Raw genomic sequence first — 15832 nt, 5'->3', positions numbered from 1 at the left:
TGACAAGTGTAAAAATTTGAAAGCGGGAAAGCAGGCAAGCATGAGCCAGAATTACGACAGTACAAAGCCGCTGAGTGGCCTCCTCGTGCTCGATTTTAGTCAATTCCTGGCCGGGCCATTTTGTTCGCTGCGCCTGGCCGATATGGGCGCGCGCGTCATCAAGATCGAGCGCCCACAGGGTGGCGACCTCTGCCGCCAGCTCTACATCTCTAACCTTGAGCTGGACGGTGACAGTACGTTGTTCCATTCGATCAACCGTAACAAGCAGGGCTTCGCCGTCGATCTCAAGAACCCGGCTGATATGCGGCAGGTGAAGAAGTTGATCTCGCACGCCGATGTTTTGATCCAGAACTTCCGACCGGGCGTCATCGAGCGGTTGGGACTCGGCTATGATCAGCTGCGTGAGGAGTATCCGCGCCTCGTCTACGCCTCGGTGAGTGGCTATGGGAAAGAGGGACCCTGGCGCGACCTGCCGGGACAGGATCTGCTGGCTCAAGCCCTATCGGGAGTGACCTGGCTGAGCGGCGACGCCACGCAGGGTCCGGTCCCCTTCGGGCTCTCCATCGCGGATATGCTGACAGGCACCTACCTGGCTCAGGGCATCCTGGCCTGCCTGGTTCGTCGTGGCATCAGTGGTCAGGGCGGCCTCGTCGAAGTTAGCCTGCTCGAATCCATCCTCGATTGCCAGTTCGAGCTGCTCACGACGCACCTCAATGATGGCGGGAAGCTGCCGCAGCGTAGCGAGGTCAACAATGCCAACGCCTATCTGAGCGCCCCCTATGGCATCTACGCGACCAGCGATGGCTATCTGGCGCTGGCTATGAATGACATTCCCCGCCTCGGCCAGCTCCTGAACTGCCCGGAGTTGCTGCCCTACACCGATCCCAAAACCTGGTTTAGTGAGCGCGACACCATCAAAGCTCGGCTGGCCCAACATCTCCAGGGTGAGACGACCGCCTACTGGTTGCGCATCCTTGAACCGGCCGGCATGTGGTGCGCCGAAGTCCTCAACTGGCATCAACTGCTGGCACATGACGGCTTCAAGGCCCTCGATATGGTCCAACGCGTGAGCCGCGCCAACGGTGCCGCGCTTACCACCACGCGCTGCCCCATCCGCATCGATGGCACCCTGCTGACCTCGCCGGTCGGGGCACCAACCATCGGCGAGCACAACGCGCTCATCGCGCAAGAATTTGATCTGCTTGATCTATAGCAAAGAGGAAGAGAGCCATGTTCCAGGACCGCTATTTCGAAGATTACCAGATCGGTGAGCAGCGCCAGACTATGGGGCGCACCATCACCGAAACCGACATCGTGCTGCACGCCGGCCAGACCGGCGACTTCTATCCGCATCACATGGATAGCGAGTGGTGCAAGACGCAGGATTTCGGCCAGCGCATCGCCCACGGTACCCTGATCTTCAGCGTCGCCATCGGTATGACTGCCGGCGCCATCAATCAGCTTGCCTTCTCCTATGGCTATGACCGGTTGCGCTTCATCAAACCCGTCTTCATCAACGATACCATCCACGTGCGCGTCACCGTCAGTGACAAGCGGGAGCACGCCAAACGCACCGATCACGGCGTTGTCGTAGAGAAATGCGAGGTCTTCAATCAGCACGATGAGCTTGTACTGGTCTGCGAACACCTCCTCCTCGCCAAACGCCAGACGCCAGCAACGTCTGTCTGATTGCGATATATCTGTCCCAGAGAGGAAAAAGACTGGAGGAAAAATCACACCACGATGCCTGCGGCGCTGGCGATAGCGTCGGCACAGTGGCGCAATGGGGGCAGCATCGTATCAAGGAATGAAGCATGCCTGCGCGAGAGCGAGCAGATCGCCAGCGCGGCCTGTAAATTCGAGGTCTGCGAGCCAACCAACACCACCAGGTCCTGCACGCCATCGTTCGATTCGCCCACCACATATTCGTAACCATGGGCACGGATCTCCTCCAGGCGCGCAGCCAGCTCCTCGCGCTCCTGCGCGGACAAGCTCGCGTACTCCTCATCCAGCTGGTAGGCCTCCTCGGCAGCAATCGGATCCATATGCGCCAGTAGCAGGCGACCAGAAGCGGTATGCAGGAGCGGAAAGGTCCCGCCCACCTCAACGGAGAGCCGCAGGCGAGCATGATTCTCTTCCTGCGCCAGCACAACCAGCCTGCCTTGATGCACCACGCTCAGATGGCAGGACTCGTTGATCTCATCGACCAGCTCGCACATCGGACGCGCCGCCGCCCGCAGCAACCCCTGGTAAGGAGAGTGTGTATGGCCCAGCTCAAACAAACGCAGTGTCAGACTGTAGGCGCCCGACAACGGATCGCGCTGGATATAGCGCCGCCGTTCCAAACAGGTAAGCATACGAAAGAGCTCGCTCGCCCCACGGCCCAGCAGACGTGCCAGTTGCGCCTGCGTCAACGGCACCGTATGCGCCGCCAGGCACTCCAAAATATCCAGCCCCTTCTCCAGAGCCGGAACATGATACGCCGGCTGCGCCGAGCCCGCGTCAATATCATCTAACTTCTTATCCATGCCTTCTCGCGTTCGCCGCTCTCAAACATAACAGCATTGCTAAATTTCACTCACAACTACAATATTCATATATGAAATATTGTAATGATCCAAACAACAATCTGTCAATGCAGATGCAAGGCGCATTTTATCTTTGCTTGCTACAGGTTAGCGGCTACGTTGCGCATCGCGTGGGCTACTCCATGGTCTCTTTGCCCTGCCCCCCACTAGAGCCAGAAGGCAATGCAATCCAAAATGTAGTTCCCTGGTGCTCTGAGGATTCCACCCAGATCCGTCCCTTCTGTTGCTCAACCAGATATTTGCTAATGGTCAGACCAAGTCCCCACCCTGTAATGGCGGAATTCCAAATATTCGGATCCCGATAAAACGGTTCAAAAAGATGCTCCTGGTGTTCTGGTGCAATAAACGAGCCATCGTTATGGACCCCCAAAAGTGCTTCCCTTTCATTGGAATACACCTCCACTCGCACGGTGGTATGAGGCGGTGAGTATTGGAGCGCGTTACGGATCAGATTGTAGAGGACCTGGGAGAGTCGATCTTCATCAGCTTGAATGACTGTCTGGTCCGAGCATTTTTTCAGCTCAATCTCTTGATCGGTCATGGGTTCAAAATAGCTGATGACATCACGGCAAAGATGCATCAAATCACATTCTTTTCTTCGTAAGGGGACATTTCCCGTATGTAAATAGTTTATACTGAGCAAGTCGTCCACTAAGGTATGCAACCGCTGGGTCTGCGTTTCTATCTTTTCTAAATTTGTGGGCAGAAAGGAGTAATTTGTGGGCAGTGGAGGTTCACGAAGAAGTCGGCGTAAGGTCAGTTGTGCGAGTCCTCGGACACCCGTCAGCGGCGTCCTCAATTCATGCGATGCCTGCGTCACAAAGCGATCACGAGCGTCACTCGCACGCTCCAATTGCCAATTAATCTCTTGTAATTCCTCAACATGTCGCGATATTGCCTGATTAGCAAGGAAGAGCTGATCGCGATAGCGTTTCTGGCGAATGACCACCCACAGCGCCACGAGTTGGATGATGAGAAACTGTCCATATGAGAGGATATTGGGCCAAAGAAAAAAGGTGATATTCCCTAAGGGGGGAACAACCCAGTAATCCAACGCAAGAACCTCGATCCCTAACGCAAGAAGCGCTGGACCAATTCCCCAGATCCCTCCAGCTAGTAACGTGACAATCACAAACGGCGGCGTAAGAAAAACATGAGAAAGACCTAACCTGCTCTCAAACCATCCGATCAGAAAAGCACCAGCAGCCAGCAAGAGTGTGATGGGATAGCCCATGAGAGGAGAATACCACCACTGATGAGGGATATGGGTCTGTTGAAACATGTGTTGTTCATGATCTCTCTTCATGACGAGAGCCTTGACCATTTCTGAACAAGAGATGGGAGCCAATCACTTTTTCCGCGCGAAATTTTCCTGCTGAGCGATTCCGGTGGTGGGAGATGCTCTTGTTCTGCGATTTCAGAACAGAAGCATCGCCTTTTTAGGCAGAACCGAAGCCTTGTCGACAGCGAAATCGGAGAGCAAATTATCCTCTCTTTCTATCACGATTCCTTCCTAAATTTGGTGGCGGCAGTTCTTTACGTTGACTGGTCGCTTGCGGCTCCCCGTTCCCCCACGACCATGCTCCCTCAAACCGAAACGCCTCGCCCCATGCTGTGCCCAAAAGGAACCTTCCCCTCGGGCACCACGCGTTGGAGCCTGCTTATACCAGATGACCCTTAATATGCTCGTCATGATCCTGCCAGAATGGCACGATCTTAATGGACACATCGATCTCGTCAGAACCAAAATCAAAAGTGACAACATGACAGAATGGCGTTTCAACATACTGCCACGTCATCACAAACGTATGCTCATTCGCCCAGCCACCATGGGCCGCAACAGCCATTTCTGTCGAGGAATCCCGGCGATACCACAGCGTCGACGTCCCGCTAATCCAATCGGTGCGTCCACAGCGAATGGTGTGCCGCACACCCTTGTTGTCAAGGGCCGTAAAGACACTTTCCTCTTGACCAAACTCCAACGACACTTCCTCAATACGCAACTCATTCGCTTCCAGACGAATGGTCCGCTTCTCTATCCTCGCAGCCGTTTCTGGCGCCGCAGGCAACACTTCCGGCAGCGGTAATGCCAGATCAGCCAGGCGCTTCGTCAGCTTATTCGCCGCCTCCGCGTTGTCCGGAAGTGGCTCCGCATGCATGCCCGGCAGAATATGCTTCCAGACCTCATCTAAGATCGCGTGCATATCGCTTGTTCCGCTGGTCAGGGCCAGCACGGCATTTTGATCCGGCATGATCACGCTAAACTGCCCAAAAGCCCCATCGGCGCGGTACGCGTTATGTCGGCAACGCCACATCTGGTATCCATACCCCTGCTGCCAGTCATCGTTTGGATCATCCCCGTTCGGCGTATGAATCGAGCTCGCCTCTTCAACCCACTCCTCAGGCACCACTCGCTTTCCATTCCATACACCACGCTGCAGAAAGAGCTGACCAAGCTTTGCCAGATCAAGTGTTTTTATACTCAGGCCAGTGCCGCCTAAATTGATGCCATCCCGATTAGACTCCCATGCCGCATTCTCGATACCCAGCGGCTGAAAAAGCCGTGGGCCCAGGTACTCTAACACCGTCTGACCGGTCAAAGATTGCAGGATGGCCGACAGCATAAAACTGGCCCCGGTGTTGTAGAGGAAATGCGTACCCGGCTCATAGGTAATAGGGGTCGACAGGAAGATGCGCACCCAATCCCCTTCCGGCTCACGCGTCAACAGGGGAAACGTATCCTTCTCATGACCCGTACTCATAGCGAGCAGATGACGAACCTGCAGGGCCTCCATGTTCGCTTTGATCTCAGGGGTAACATACGACGGAAAAAACGAGAGCACCGCGTCGTTGACCGACAAGCGGCCTTCTGATACCGCCAGCCCTATCGCGGTCGCCGTAAAACTCTTACTCACCGAATACATACTATGCGAAAGCTGCTCGGCATACGGCCTCCACCAGCCCTCCGCCACGATCCGCCCGTTGCGCATAAGTATCAAACTCTGAACGCCCAGCCTCCTCTCCTCAACCGCATCAATGAACGATTGAACAGCAGCGGAAGAAATTCCCTGAGCCTCCGCCGTGCTGAGCTGCAATGAAGTACCATGATCCATCACTTTTTCTCCCCAAAATACATCATCGTAGGTGCCAGGCCTGCCCCGGCTTACATGCCGGACTCACTCGGCCTTTCTTTCTACACCATAAACATACATCATAGGTACCGGGCCTGAACCCGCTTTCAATACCCTACATGCATCATACGACATATACCCATCTTTATGACAACATATATTGTCCGCAAGCGCCCCCTCCAAAATACAACGTCCCCTCCAACACGCCCCAAAAATGCAACGCCCAATTCCATAAGAAACGTAATCGTAGGGTCGACCTTCAACGGTCGACCGGGCCGCTTGCGGCCCCCCGTACCCCCACGACACCGTTTCCCCTGTCTTACACGCAGGCCCACGTGGTACCCTCACGCCAACGTACCGCACACGTACCCAAAAGCTTCTTCACCACTTATTCCTTGACAATGGAAAACATGGCATCTATACTTGCAAATATAGTATTCCCTTTTTATTTTGCGTTTATAGCGTATCGGGACTTTTTGCAACGCTTTGCACACGTGTGCATTGATAATCTGAGCTGGCATCGACACCAGCGGAGGGAGCAAACGTTTGCGCCAACCCGAGGTCTCTATTTCTGATATCGCACGCATCGCCGGCGTTTCTCACACCACCGTTTCGCGCGCGCTGCGCGAGAGCCCACTCATCAGCACTGAGACGCGCGAACGCATCCAGCGCCTCGCGGGCGAACTGGGCTATACACCCAACGCGATCGCGCGCAGCCTGCAAACGAAGCAGACCAGCACGGTGGGGCTGGTCGTGACCTCGATCGCAGACCCCTTCTTCAGCGATATCGTCAAAGGGGTGGAAGCGGTGGCGCGCGCCTCCGACTTCAGTGTGCTGCTCAGCGCGTCCTACAATGACCCCGAGCAGACGCTGGATATCATCGAGACCTTCCATCGCCGCCGCGTCGATGGCATCCTGGTCGCTTCTTCGCGCATCTCCGACAATTACGGCCGTCGCCTGCATCACACCCACATCCCGACCGTGCTCATTAACAGTCAGGTTGAAGGTCAGGCCAATCTGCTCCATTGGATCTCGGTTGATGATCGCCGGGGCGCACAGATGGCCGTTGAGCACCTGCTGCAGCTGGGACATCGCGCGATCGGCTACCTGGGAAGCCATAGCCGTCCCGCCTCAAACTCCCAGCGCCATCAAGGTTATCTCGACGCTCTGCGCGCCGCTGGCGTGGAGCCGTTGCCATCCTGGGTGGTAACCCCGCCGGGCGATGAGGCTTCGCAGGAGGAGGACATCAGCGCCGGACAGCAGGCGCTGGCGCCCTTCCTCGCGGCCGGCGTTACGGCGGTCTTTTGCTATAACGATATGATCGCGATCGGTATGCTGGCGTCCTGCCATGCGAAAGGCGTTCGCGTACCGCAGGACCTGAGCGTCATCGGCTTTGATGATATTACGATCGCCAGCTGCGTCACACCACCGTTGACCACCATTCATCAGCCGCGCGTAGAGCTGGGGCGCCTGGCAACGCAGGTGATGCTGGACCTGCTGCAGGACCGTCCGGGGGCCGACCATACCCTCTGCCCTACGCTCGTACAGCGGGCCAGCACCGCTCCCTTGTCGACATAGTTAGCTGGAAAGATGGAAAGGAAATAATCCATGCGTCAGTATACTTCCGACAATTTGATTGTTCACCCTGATAGTGCAAGCGATGCCGCTGTGATTACCGAGGTCACGCCAGAGTTGGCCGGATGGGATTATCTCCATTTTCAAGCCCGCCGCCTGCCAGAACACGGCTCCTGGACCTCCGCCACCGATGAACATGAGATGGCGCTGGTACCCCTGAGCGGTCGCATCCGCGTCGAGTCTGATCGCGGACAATGGTCGCATATCGGCGAGCGTGAAAGCGTCTTCAGCGGTCTGCCGCACGCGCTCTATCTGCCACGCCGCACCTCGTTCAGCGTCCACGCTGAGACCGCCTGCGAATATGTGGCGGTCTGGGTGCGCACCGACCAGGATCATGAGCCGCGCCTGGTGACACCGGCCGATGTCTCGATCGAGATCCGCGGCGGCGATAACGCGACGCGCCAGATCAATAGCATCATCCCACCCGGCTTCCCCTGCCATCGCCTGGTTGTCGTCGAGGTCTATACGCCCGGCGGCAACTGGTCAAGCTATCCACCACACAAACACGATATCCATAAAACGGATAGCGCCGGCGGCGTGCTTGAGGCCGATCTGGAGGAGATCTATTTCTACAAAATTGACCGCCCCGAAGGCTATGCTTTCCAGCGTATCTATACCGATCCCGAGTCTCCTCTACACCGTGCCGGCAAGCCCATCGACGCGGTCCTGATGGCCCGCGAGAACGATGCCGTGCTGGTGCCTGAAGGCTATCATCCCGTCGCCTCACCTCCCGGCTATACCACCTACTACCTCAACGCCCTGGCCGGCAGCGCCCAATCGCTAGCCAACAGCGAGGATCCGCGCTACGTCTGGGTCAAAGCGGGCTACCAGGGACAGGACGCGCGCGTGCCGGTCTACGATATCGAACGCAAAGGCTAGATGAGAGGAACAAGCATGGAAACGCAGAAAAAATTCGATGTGATTACGATGGGCCGCTCTTCCATTGATCTGTATTCGAACGACATCGGAGCGCCCTTCGTCGATATCAGTAGCTTTGCCGCCTACGTCGGTGGCTGCCCCACCAATATCAGCGTGGGCACGCGCCGCCTGGGTCTGAACGTGGCGCTGCTCACAGCAGTGGGTGATGACCAGGTCGGAGACTTTATCCTACATTTTCTCAAGCGCGAGGGGATCGATACACAGTTTATCCCGCGCAAGCCGGGACTGCGCTCAAGCGCGGTCGTGCTCGGCATCGAACCGCCTGATCGCTTCCCCCTGACCTATTATCGCGAAAATTGCGCCGACATCGCCCTCACCATCGACGATGTCCTGGCTACGCCGATCACCGAGGCGCGCGCCCTGCTGATCAGCGGCACCGGCCTGTGCAAAGAGCCCAGCCGCAGCTCTACCCTGCTGGCGGCGGAACTGGCCCGGCAGGCCGGCGTCACCGTCATGCTCGACATCGATTTCAGACCCGATCAGTGGCACGACGCGCGCGCCTTCGGCATCACCCTGCGCTCAGCCCTGCGCCTGATCGACGTGGTCATCGGCACCGAAGACGAGATCAACGCCATCATGCTAACAGAGGCCAGCCAGGTCAACCTGACCCACTCCCAGGTCTCGGATGCGCGAGTCAGCGGCGACAGTCTGGCCGCCATCCACGCCATGCTCAAACTCGGACCCAACCTGGTCATCCAGAAACGTGGCGCGGGCAGCTCGTTGATCCACACCATCTCCGAGGGCGTCATCGCCGAGCCGCAGGAGGTGCCCGGCTTCCCGGTCGAGGTCAAAAACATCCTCGGCGCGGGCGATGGCTTCGCCTCCGGCGTCCTCTACGGCTTCGTCAACGGCTGGGACTGGTATAAAACCGTGCGCCTCGCCAACGCCTGCGGTGCCATCCTCGTCACCCAGCACGGCTGCGCCAACTTCATGCCCACCCACGACGAGGTCATGACATTCATCCAAAACCACGGCGGATTTTAAACCGGCGGCTTTAACCGTATTTAACCGTAGGTGCGCCCCTTGCGGGCGCTTCTCGCGCAACGGCCCCGTGCCTCTCCACCACGACAGGAGGAAAAACGCATGAACAAAACGTCAACGCTGACGATGGCCCAGGCCATCATCACCTTTCTCAAGAATCAATATGTGGAACGCGACGGCGTCTCCCATCCCTTCTTTGCCGGCTGCTTCGGCATCTTCGGACACGGCAACGTCTCGGGCATCGGCCAGGCGCTGCAGCAGATGCCGGATTTCCGCTACTACCAGTCGCGTAACGAGCAGGCGATGGTGCATAGCGCCGTGGCCTACGCGAAGACCAAAAATCGGCTGCAGACCTTTGCCTGCACATCCTCGATCGGTCCCGGCGCGACCAACATGCTCACGGGGGCCGCTCTGGCGACGATCAATCGCCTGCCCGTTCTCCTGCTTCCGGGCGACATCTTCGCGCGCCGCAACGTCGCGCCCGTGCTGCAGCAGCTTGAGTCCCCGCACTCGCAGGACATCTCGGTCAACGATAGCTTCAAACCGGTCAGCCGCTACTGGGACCGCGTCAGCCGCCCCGAGCAGATTCTGACATCGCTGCCGGAGGCTATGCGCGTGCTAACCAGCCCGTCTGAGACCGGCGCGGTTACGCTCGCCCTCCCTCAGGACGTGCAGACCGAGGCATTCGCGTACCCGGCGGACTTTTTCCAGCCGCGCACCTGGCGTATCACACGCCCACGGGCCGATCGTCAATCCCTGCAGCAGGCCGTCGAGTGGATTCGCGCCAGCCAGCGTCCGCTCATCGTCGCCGGCGGCGGCGTGATCTATTCAGAGGCCAGCAAGTTGCTGCGCCGCTTCGTCGAGCAGACAGGCATCCCGGTAGGCGAAACGATGGCCGGCAAGGGCAGTCTATGCTACGATGATCCGCTGAACCTGGGCGCGATCGGCGTTACCGGCACCTTCGCCGCCAACCGCATCGCCCGCGAGGCCGACCTGGTGATCGGCATCGGCACGCGCTACAGCGATTTCACCACGGCCTCTAAGACCGCCTTTCAGCATCCCGACGTGCGCTTCATCAACATTAACGTGGCCGAATTCGACGCGCTCAAGCATGCGGCCTGCCCACTGGTCGGCGATGCGCGCGAAACGCTGGCCGAGCTGTCGGAACTGCTGGATGGCTATACGGTTGCTCCAGATTACCGCGCCCAGGCCACGCAGCTGCACACAGAATGGGACGCCGAGGTCGAGCGCCAATACGCTATCCGCAACGAGCCGCTGCCGAGCCAGAGCGAGCTGATCGGGGCGGTCAACGAGCTGAGCTCGCCGGAGGCGATCATGGTCTGCGCCGCCGGCAGCCTGCCGGGCGATCTGCACAAGCTGTGGCGCGCCCGCCACGTCAAAAATTATCACCTCGAATATGGCTATAGCTGCATGGGCTATGAGATCGCCGGGGGACTGGGCATCAAAATGGCCGCGCCCGAGCGCGACGTCTACGTCATGGTCGGCGACGGCTCCTACCTGATGATGAATAGCGAGATCGTCACCTCGATCCAGGAAAACTATAAGCTGATCATCGTCCTGCTCGACAACAATGGCTTCAAGAGCATCGGCGGCCTCAGTCGCTCGCTTGGTCAGCAGGGCTTCGGGACGCGCTACGTCTATCGCGACAACGGCATCCTGCCCGGCGATGTGGATGGCGCTACGATCAAGACCCTGCCGGTCGACCTGGCCGCCAACGCGCGTAGCCTGGGCGCGCACGTGATCGAATGTCAGACCCGCGCCGATTTTGTGGCCGCGCTTGCGAAGGCGCAGGAAACCGACCGCACCACGGTCATCTATATCCAGAACGATCGCTATCTGGGCGTGCCAGACTATGAAAGCTGGTGGGATGTGCCGGTGGCGGAGGTCAGCGAGCTGTCCACGGTACAGGAAGCCCGCACAGACTGGGCAGAGAAGCGCCAGCATGAGCGCTATTTTCTGTAAGTATCTACACAAAGGAGGTGTAAAAAGATGACGATTCGTGTTGCGAACGCCCCCTGCTCATGGGGCGCGCTCGAATTTGAGGGACTGGCGGGCGAGAGCATCGGCTACCAGCAGATGCTCGATGAGTTGCGCGCTACCGACTACGTCGGCACCGAGCTGGGGGATTGGGGCTTTATGCCCACCGATCCCACCCAGCTGCGCTCAGAGTTAACACAGCGTGGGCTCGCCATGGTGGGCGCGTTCGTTCCGGTGGCGCTGGCTCAGCCAGAGGCGCACAGCGCCGGCGAGGCGGAGGCCCTCAAGGTCGCCCGCCTGCTGGCCTCCGTAGCCAGCCCAGGCGATCAGCCGCCCTTCCTGATTCTCGCCGACGCCAACGGGACGGTGCCGGAGCGCACCCAGAACGCCGGTCGCATCAAACCAGAGCAGGGGTTGAACGCGCAACAGTGGACAACCTTCGCGCGCGGCGCCGAGCAGATCGCGCGCGCCGTCCACAACGAGACGGGCCTGCGCACCGCCTTCCACCATCACTGCGCCGGCTACGTCGAGACCCCGCAGGAGATCGCCCGCCTGCTCGACCTGACCGATCCGTCGCTGCTGGGACTGATCTTCGATACCGGCCACTATCTCTACGGGACCGGCGGCACGGACGCCCAAAGCGTCCTGGATGGCCTGCAGCGCTTTCGCGAGCGCATCTGGCATGTGCACTTCAAAGACTGCCATCCCCAGATAGCCGAGCGCGCACGCGCCACCGGCCAGGATTATTTCGCCGCCATACGCGATGGGGTCTTTTGCGAACTCGGCCAGGGCAGCATCCCATTTGGGGCTATCAAATCATGGCTATATGAACAACACTATGATGGCTGGATCGTTGTGGAACAGGATGTCCTGCCCGGCATGGGTAGCCCCAGAGAGAGCGCGCAGCGCAACCGGGACTATCTGAAGACGATCGGGCTCTAGGCGAAGGTAGAGGAGAATCCCTGTGCCAGCACACCCTTTAAAAATTGGCCTGATCGGAGCGGGGCGCATCGGCTCACTGCATGCCGAACATCTCGCGACCCGCATCCCCAGTGCCCAACTGCTGATGATCGCCGACGCCAACGAGGAGGCGGCACGCTTCTGCGCGGAGCGCTTCGCCGTCCCCTATTGCACTGATGACTATATGAATTTGCTAAAGCACCCTGATATTCAGGCGGTCATTATCTGTACATCTACCAATACGCATGCGCAGATCATTGAAGAGGCGGCGCGCATGGGCAAGCATATCTTCTGCGAGAAGCCGATCGCCCTCGATCTGCCCTCAATCGACCGCGCGCTCGCGGCAGTCGAGCAGGCAAGCGTCGAGCAAGAGATAAAGCTACAGATCGGCTTCAATCGGCGCTTCGATGCCAATTATCGCCGCGTGCGCCAGGCGGTCGAGCAAGCGGAGATCGGCCGCCCTCATCTGCTGCACATCATCAGCCGTGACCCTGCCCCGCCGCCCATCGAGTATATCCGCGTCTCCGGAGGCATTTTCCTCGACATGATGATCCATGACTTCGATATGGCCCGCTTCCTGATCGGAGACGAGGTTGAGGAGGTCTTTACCCTGGCCGGAGTGATGAGCGATCCCGACATCGGCGAGGCGGGAGACGTGGATACGGCGGTGGTGATGCTGCGCTTCGCCAACGGCGTCATCGCGACGATCGATAACAGTCGGCGTGCCGCCTACGGCTACGATCAGCGTGTAGAGCTACTCGGTAGCGCCGGGGCGATCCGCACCGACAACAATTATCCCAACACAGCCATCATCAGCGATGGCCACAGCGTACGTCGCGACCTGCCGTTGCACTTTTTCCTGGAGCGCTACACCGAAAGCTTCGTCCGCGAGCTAACCGCCTTTATAGAAGCGATACAACACGACCAACCCGTACCCGTCAACGGACAAGACGGACGCGCCCCGGTATTGATGGCCATGGCCGCCCTCAAATCATTGCAATTGAAACAACCTGTGCGCCTGAGCGAAATCAGCGCCAACCACGCACAACAATAAGAAGAAGCCATGTATTCCGAACATTTTCTGAGCGTGTCTGATTCTCATGGTAATCGCTGCGGCCAACACAAGCTTTCGCACCTGCGGTGCTCAGGAGTTCGTTTCGTGTTGGTGCAACAGAGGTGCGAATGCACCTCTGTTGCACCAACACATAATAACCAGCGCGGCCGCGCATGCGGACGCCTGTGCGGGGGCGCTCAAGTGCCCCAATAAGAGGAGAGATCGATGGCTATCAAAATGAGCCATGGCAAATTCACGGCGCTAAACGCCTGCGCCAACGAGCGCGGCGTGATCGCCGCCCTGGCGGTCGATCACCGCCTGAATCTCTTGCAGGCCATCGCCGATGCGCGCGGAGCCGAGGCAACGGCTCAGGATATGCAGACGTTCAAGGCGACAGTGACCAGGGTGCTCTCACCCTATGCCAGCGCGCTATTGCTAGATCCCGAATATGGCATGGAGGCGATCACCAACTGCGCGCCCACCGCCGCGGTGATGCTGGCCTATGAGAAATCCGGCTATACAGGCGAAGCGGGCGATCGCCTGCCCGACCTGCTGCCAACATGGAGCGTGCGCCGCCTCGTCGAGGCGGGCGCGCGCGCGATCAAGATCCTGCTGTACTATAATCCCCGCGATCACGCCGACGTCAATGCGCGCAAGCAGGCATACATTGAGCGCGTCGGAGCCGAGTGCGCGGCCCTGGACGTCCCTTTCTTCCTGGAGCCACTGGTCTATGATCACACGGTAGGCGATAGTCAGGGATTAGCCTTCGCCCGCCAGAAACCGGCCTATGTGACAGAAGTAATTGCGGAATTTGGACGGCCGCGCTACAGCGTCAATGTGCTCAAGGTGGAGCTGCCCATTAACCCCGCCTTTGTAGCCGGGACGCGCGCCTTCACCGGCGATACGGCTGCATATACACGCCAGCAGGCCCTCGCCTATCTGCGTGAGGCCGCGCTGGCCGCCACGCTCCCCCTGATCTATTTAAGCGCCGGGGTCTCCGACGCAGCCTTCTGCGAAATGCTGGAGATGGCCGCCGAAGCGGGTGCGAGCTTTGCTGGCGTGCTCTGCGGACGCGCGACCTGGCAGGGTGGCATCCCTATCTACGCCCGGCAGGGACAGGAGGAGCTGGCAGACTGGCTCGCCGAGCATGGCGTGCGCAACATCCAGACCATCAATCGCGTGGTGGCCGCCAGCGCCACTGGCTGGTGGGACGTCTATGGTGGCCGCGATGCTATCGAGATCGTCTGATCCAACCTGTATGCATTCTCCAGCCTCAAGCGCTGGCTACCAGCCAGCAAGACAACATCAACGAAAAAGCATCAGCTGCTTCAGATCGTCGTCGGAGAGCCGCAGACGCGCGTTCAGGGGAACCGGGAAGATCTGGGAACGCTCCCACAATGGACCTGTCACGCTGGTGCTGCTCCCCAGCTGAACGCCGCGCTCGCGTAACGCATTGAGCAGTTCGTCTGCATGGAAAAGAAAGACCGCATCAATCAGCCAGGGATTGGCGAAGCTGGGGGTGGCGGCCTCCGCTGGCCCCGTAAACACCAGATAGTAGTCGGGCCGCGCGTCCACTTTGATGTTCATCTGCCCGTCGCGCCTGGGACGCCATTGGACGTCGACCGTCTGCCCCGCCAGCGGGCCCGTGGTAAAGCGTCCATCATAGCCCCGCCGCTTCCCCTCCTCTTCAAGCGCTATATGAAAAACAGCCGCGGCGATATATTCCGCCACGTTCCCAACCTGGGCCGCGCGCCCGATTAGCGTGGCAATCTTACCATCAATGGTGTTTCTCGATTTCAGCAGGCTCGCCAGCCACGGAAGATCACTCATGCATCGCTCCTCTCGCGTCACAATAATCCGGTTAAATAGCCCCCTTATTGTACACGCTATCAGGCGCTCGCGTTCAAATCGGACCCCATCACCCCTTGAGCGGGGTCTCCCGTACCTGGTACTGCGGCAGGTGCAGATGCCAGAAGATCGCGGCCAGCCGCAACACAATCACGCTCCCCATCGCCAGCAGCGTTACCAGCGTATTATCCCAACCCACCATCTTTAATAACACATAGATACTGGCACCGGCCAGGGCGGCCAGCATATAGATATCCCTTTGCAGTACGAGCGGGATCTCCGCGCAGAGCACATCGCGAATCACGCCTCCGACTACCCCCGTCATCACCGCCAGCAGGACCACAATCACCATAGGCAGCGCCGCCATAGAAGCGGCATTCGCGCCCAGAACCACAAAGGTCGCCAACCCAACGGCATCCGCCACCAGCAGCAGCCGATGGGGAGGTCGAAAATAACGCGTATAGAGCATCGTCGCCACCGCGACAGCTAGTATGACATAGAGATAGGTGGGATCATGAAACCAGAAGATCGGATGGCGTCCCAGCAGCACATCGCGCAACGTCCCCCCACCGATCGCGGTAACCGCGGCGATCACCACCACCCCCGAGATATCCATCTTCTTCCGACCCGCCGCCAGTACCCCACTGATAGCAAACACCGCGGTACCAAGTATATCAAGTATATGAATAAGCATCGAG

General features: G+C 58.9%; 14 protein-coding genes. 9 read left to right on the top strand and 5 right to left on the bottom strand.

The genetic code is table 11. The annotated features are described in order from the left end of the window. Positions 1 to 40: 40 nt before the first annotated feature. Positions 41 to 1213, top strand: coding sequence for a CaiB/BaiF CoA transferase family protein (locus tag AABA21_RS38450; protein ID WP_338258349.1), 1173 nt, complete (start codon positions 41 to 43; stop codon positions 1211 to 1213). 17 nt (positions 1214 to 1230) lie between these two features. Then, entirely contained in the window at positions 1231 to 1689 is a 459-nt protein-coding gene (locus AABA21_RS38445; protein WP_338258348.1) for a MaoC family dehydratase, read from the top strand. A 44-nt stretch (positions 1690 to 1733) separates the two neighbouring features. On the opposite strand, the gene AABA21_RS38440 is transcribed toward AABA21_RS38445, so the two are convergent. The 3 genes from AABA21_RS38440 to AABA21_RS38430 form a co-directional block, all read right to left on the bottom strand. Next, a complete protein-coding gene (locus AABA21_RS38440; RefSeq protein WP_338258346.1) occupies positions 1734 to 2528 on the bottom strand; it encodes an IclR family transcriptional regulator in 795 nt (264 codons plus the stop codon). Positions 2529 to 2703: 175 nt separating this feature from the next. Beyond that, positions 2704 to 3894 carry a sensor histidine kinase gene (locus AABA21_RS38435; RefSeq protein WP_338258344.1) on the bottom strand — a complete coding sequence of 397 codons (1191 nt, stop codon included), beginning with the start codon at positions 3892 to 3894 and terminating at the stop codon, positions 2704 to 2706. A 355-nt stretch (positions 3895 to 4249) separates the two neighbouring features. Continuing rightward, positions 4250 to 5701 (bottom strand): serine hydrolase domain-containing protein, encoded by a 1452-nt coding sequence (locus AABA21_RS38430; protein ID WP_338258343.1) that lies wholly within the window; start codon positions 5699 to 5701, stop codon positions 4250 to 4252. 564 nt (positions 5702 to 6265) lie between these two features. On the opposite strand from AABA21_RS38430, the gene AABA21_RS38425 reads away from it, so the two are divergent. The 7 genes from AABA21_RS38425 to AABA21_RS38395 all read left to right on the top strand — a co-directional run bounded on the left by AABA21_RS38425 (position 6266) and on the right by AABA21_RS38395 (position 14534). Continuing rightward, positions 6266 to 7297: a LacI family DNA-binding transcriptional regulator gene (locus tag AABA21_RS38425; protein ID WP_338258342.1), complete on the top strand. Its 1032-nt coding sequence runs from the start codon at positions 6266 to 6268 to the stop codon at positions 7295 to 7297. Between the two features lie 30 nt (positions 7298 to 7327). Further along, positions 7328 to 8233 carry a 5-deoxy-glucuronate isomerase gene (gene iolB, locus AABA21_RS38420; protein ID WP_338258341.1) on the top strand — a complete coding sequence of 302 codons (906 nt, stop codon included), beginning with the start codon at positions 7328 to 7330 and terminating at the stop codon, positions 8231 to 8233. After that, positions 8234 to 9277: a 5-dehydro-2-deoxygluconokinase gene (gene iolC, locus AABA21_RS38415; protein WP_338258340.1), complete on the top strand. Its 1044-nt coding sequence runs from the start codon at positions 8234 to 8236 to the stop codon at positions 9275 to 9277. Positions 9278 to 9376: 99 nt separating this feature from the next. After that, complete coding sequence (gene iolD / locus AABA21_RS38410; protein ID WP_338258339.1) at positions 9377 to 11257, top strand: 3D-(3,5/4)-trihydroxycyclohexane-1,2-dione acylhydrolase (decyclizing); 1881 nt, start codon at positions 9377 to 9379, stop codon at positions 11255 to 11257. Between the two features lie 27 nt (positions 11258 to 11284). Further along, positions 11285 to 12214 carry a TIM barrel protein gene (locus tag AABA21_RS38405; RefSeq protein WP_338258338.1) on the top strand — a complete coding sequence of 310 codons (930 nt, stop codon included), beginning with the start codon at positions 11285 to 11287 and terminating at the stop codon, positions 12212 to 12214. A gap of 22 nt (positions 12215 to 12236) precedes the next feature. Further along, positions 12237 to 13286, top strand: coding sequence for an inositol 2-dehydrogenase (iolG, locus tag AABA21_RS38400; protein ID WP_338258337.1), 1050 nt, complete (start codon positions 12237 to 12239; stop codon positions 13284 to 13286). Positions 13287 to 13511: 225 nt separating this feature from the next. Then, positions 13512 to 14534, top strand: coding sequence for a tagatose 1,6-diphosphate aldolase (locus AABA21_RS38395; protein WP_338258336.1), 1023 nt, complete (start codon positions 13512 to 13514; stop codon positions 14532 to 14534). A 57-nt stretch (positions 14535 to 14591) separates the two neighbouring features. Here AABA21_RS38395 and AABA21_RS38390 read toward each other — a convergent pair whose 3' ends face one another. Then, on the bottom strand, positions 14592 to 15116 hold the full coding sequence (locus AABA21_RS38390; protein WP_338258335.1) for a hypothetical protein: 525 nt from the start codon (positions 15114 to 15116) through the stop codon (positions 14592 to 14594). Between the two features lie 88 nt (positions 15117 to 15204). Continuing rightward, positions 15205 to 15828, bottom strand: coding sequence for a trimeric intracellular cation channel family protein (locus AABA21_RS38385; protein ID WP_338258334.1), 624 nt, complete (start codon positions 15826 to 15828; stop codon positions 15205 to 15207). Between the last annotated feature and the right edge of the window lie 4 nt (positions 15829 to 15832).

The sequence above is a fragment of the Dictyobacter halimunensis genome (assembly GCF_036245075.1).
This window is presented reverse-complemented; position numbering and strand designations above follow the sequence as displayed.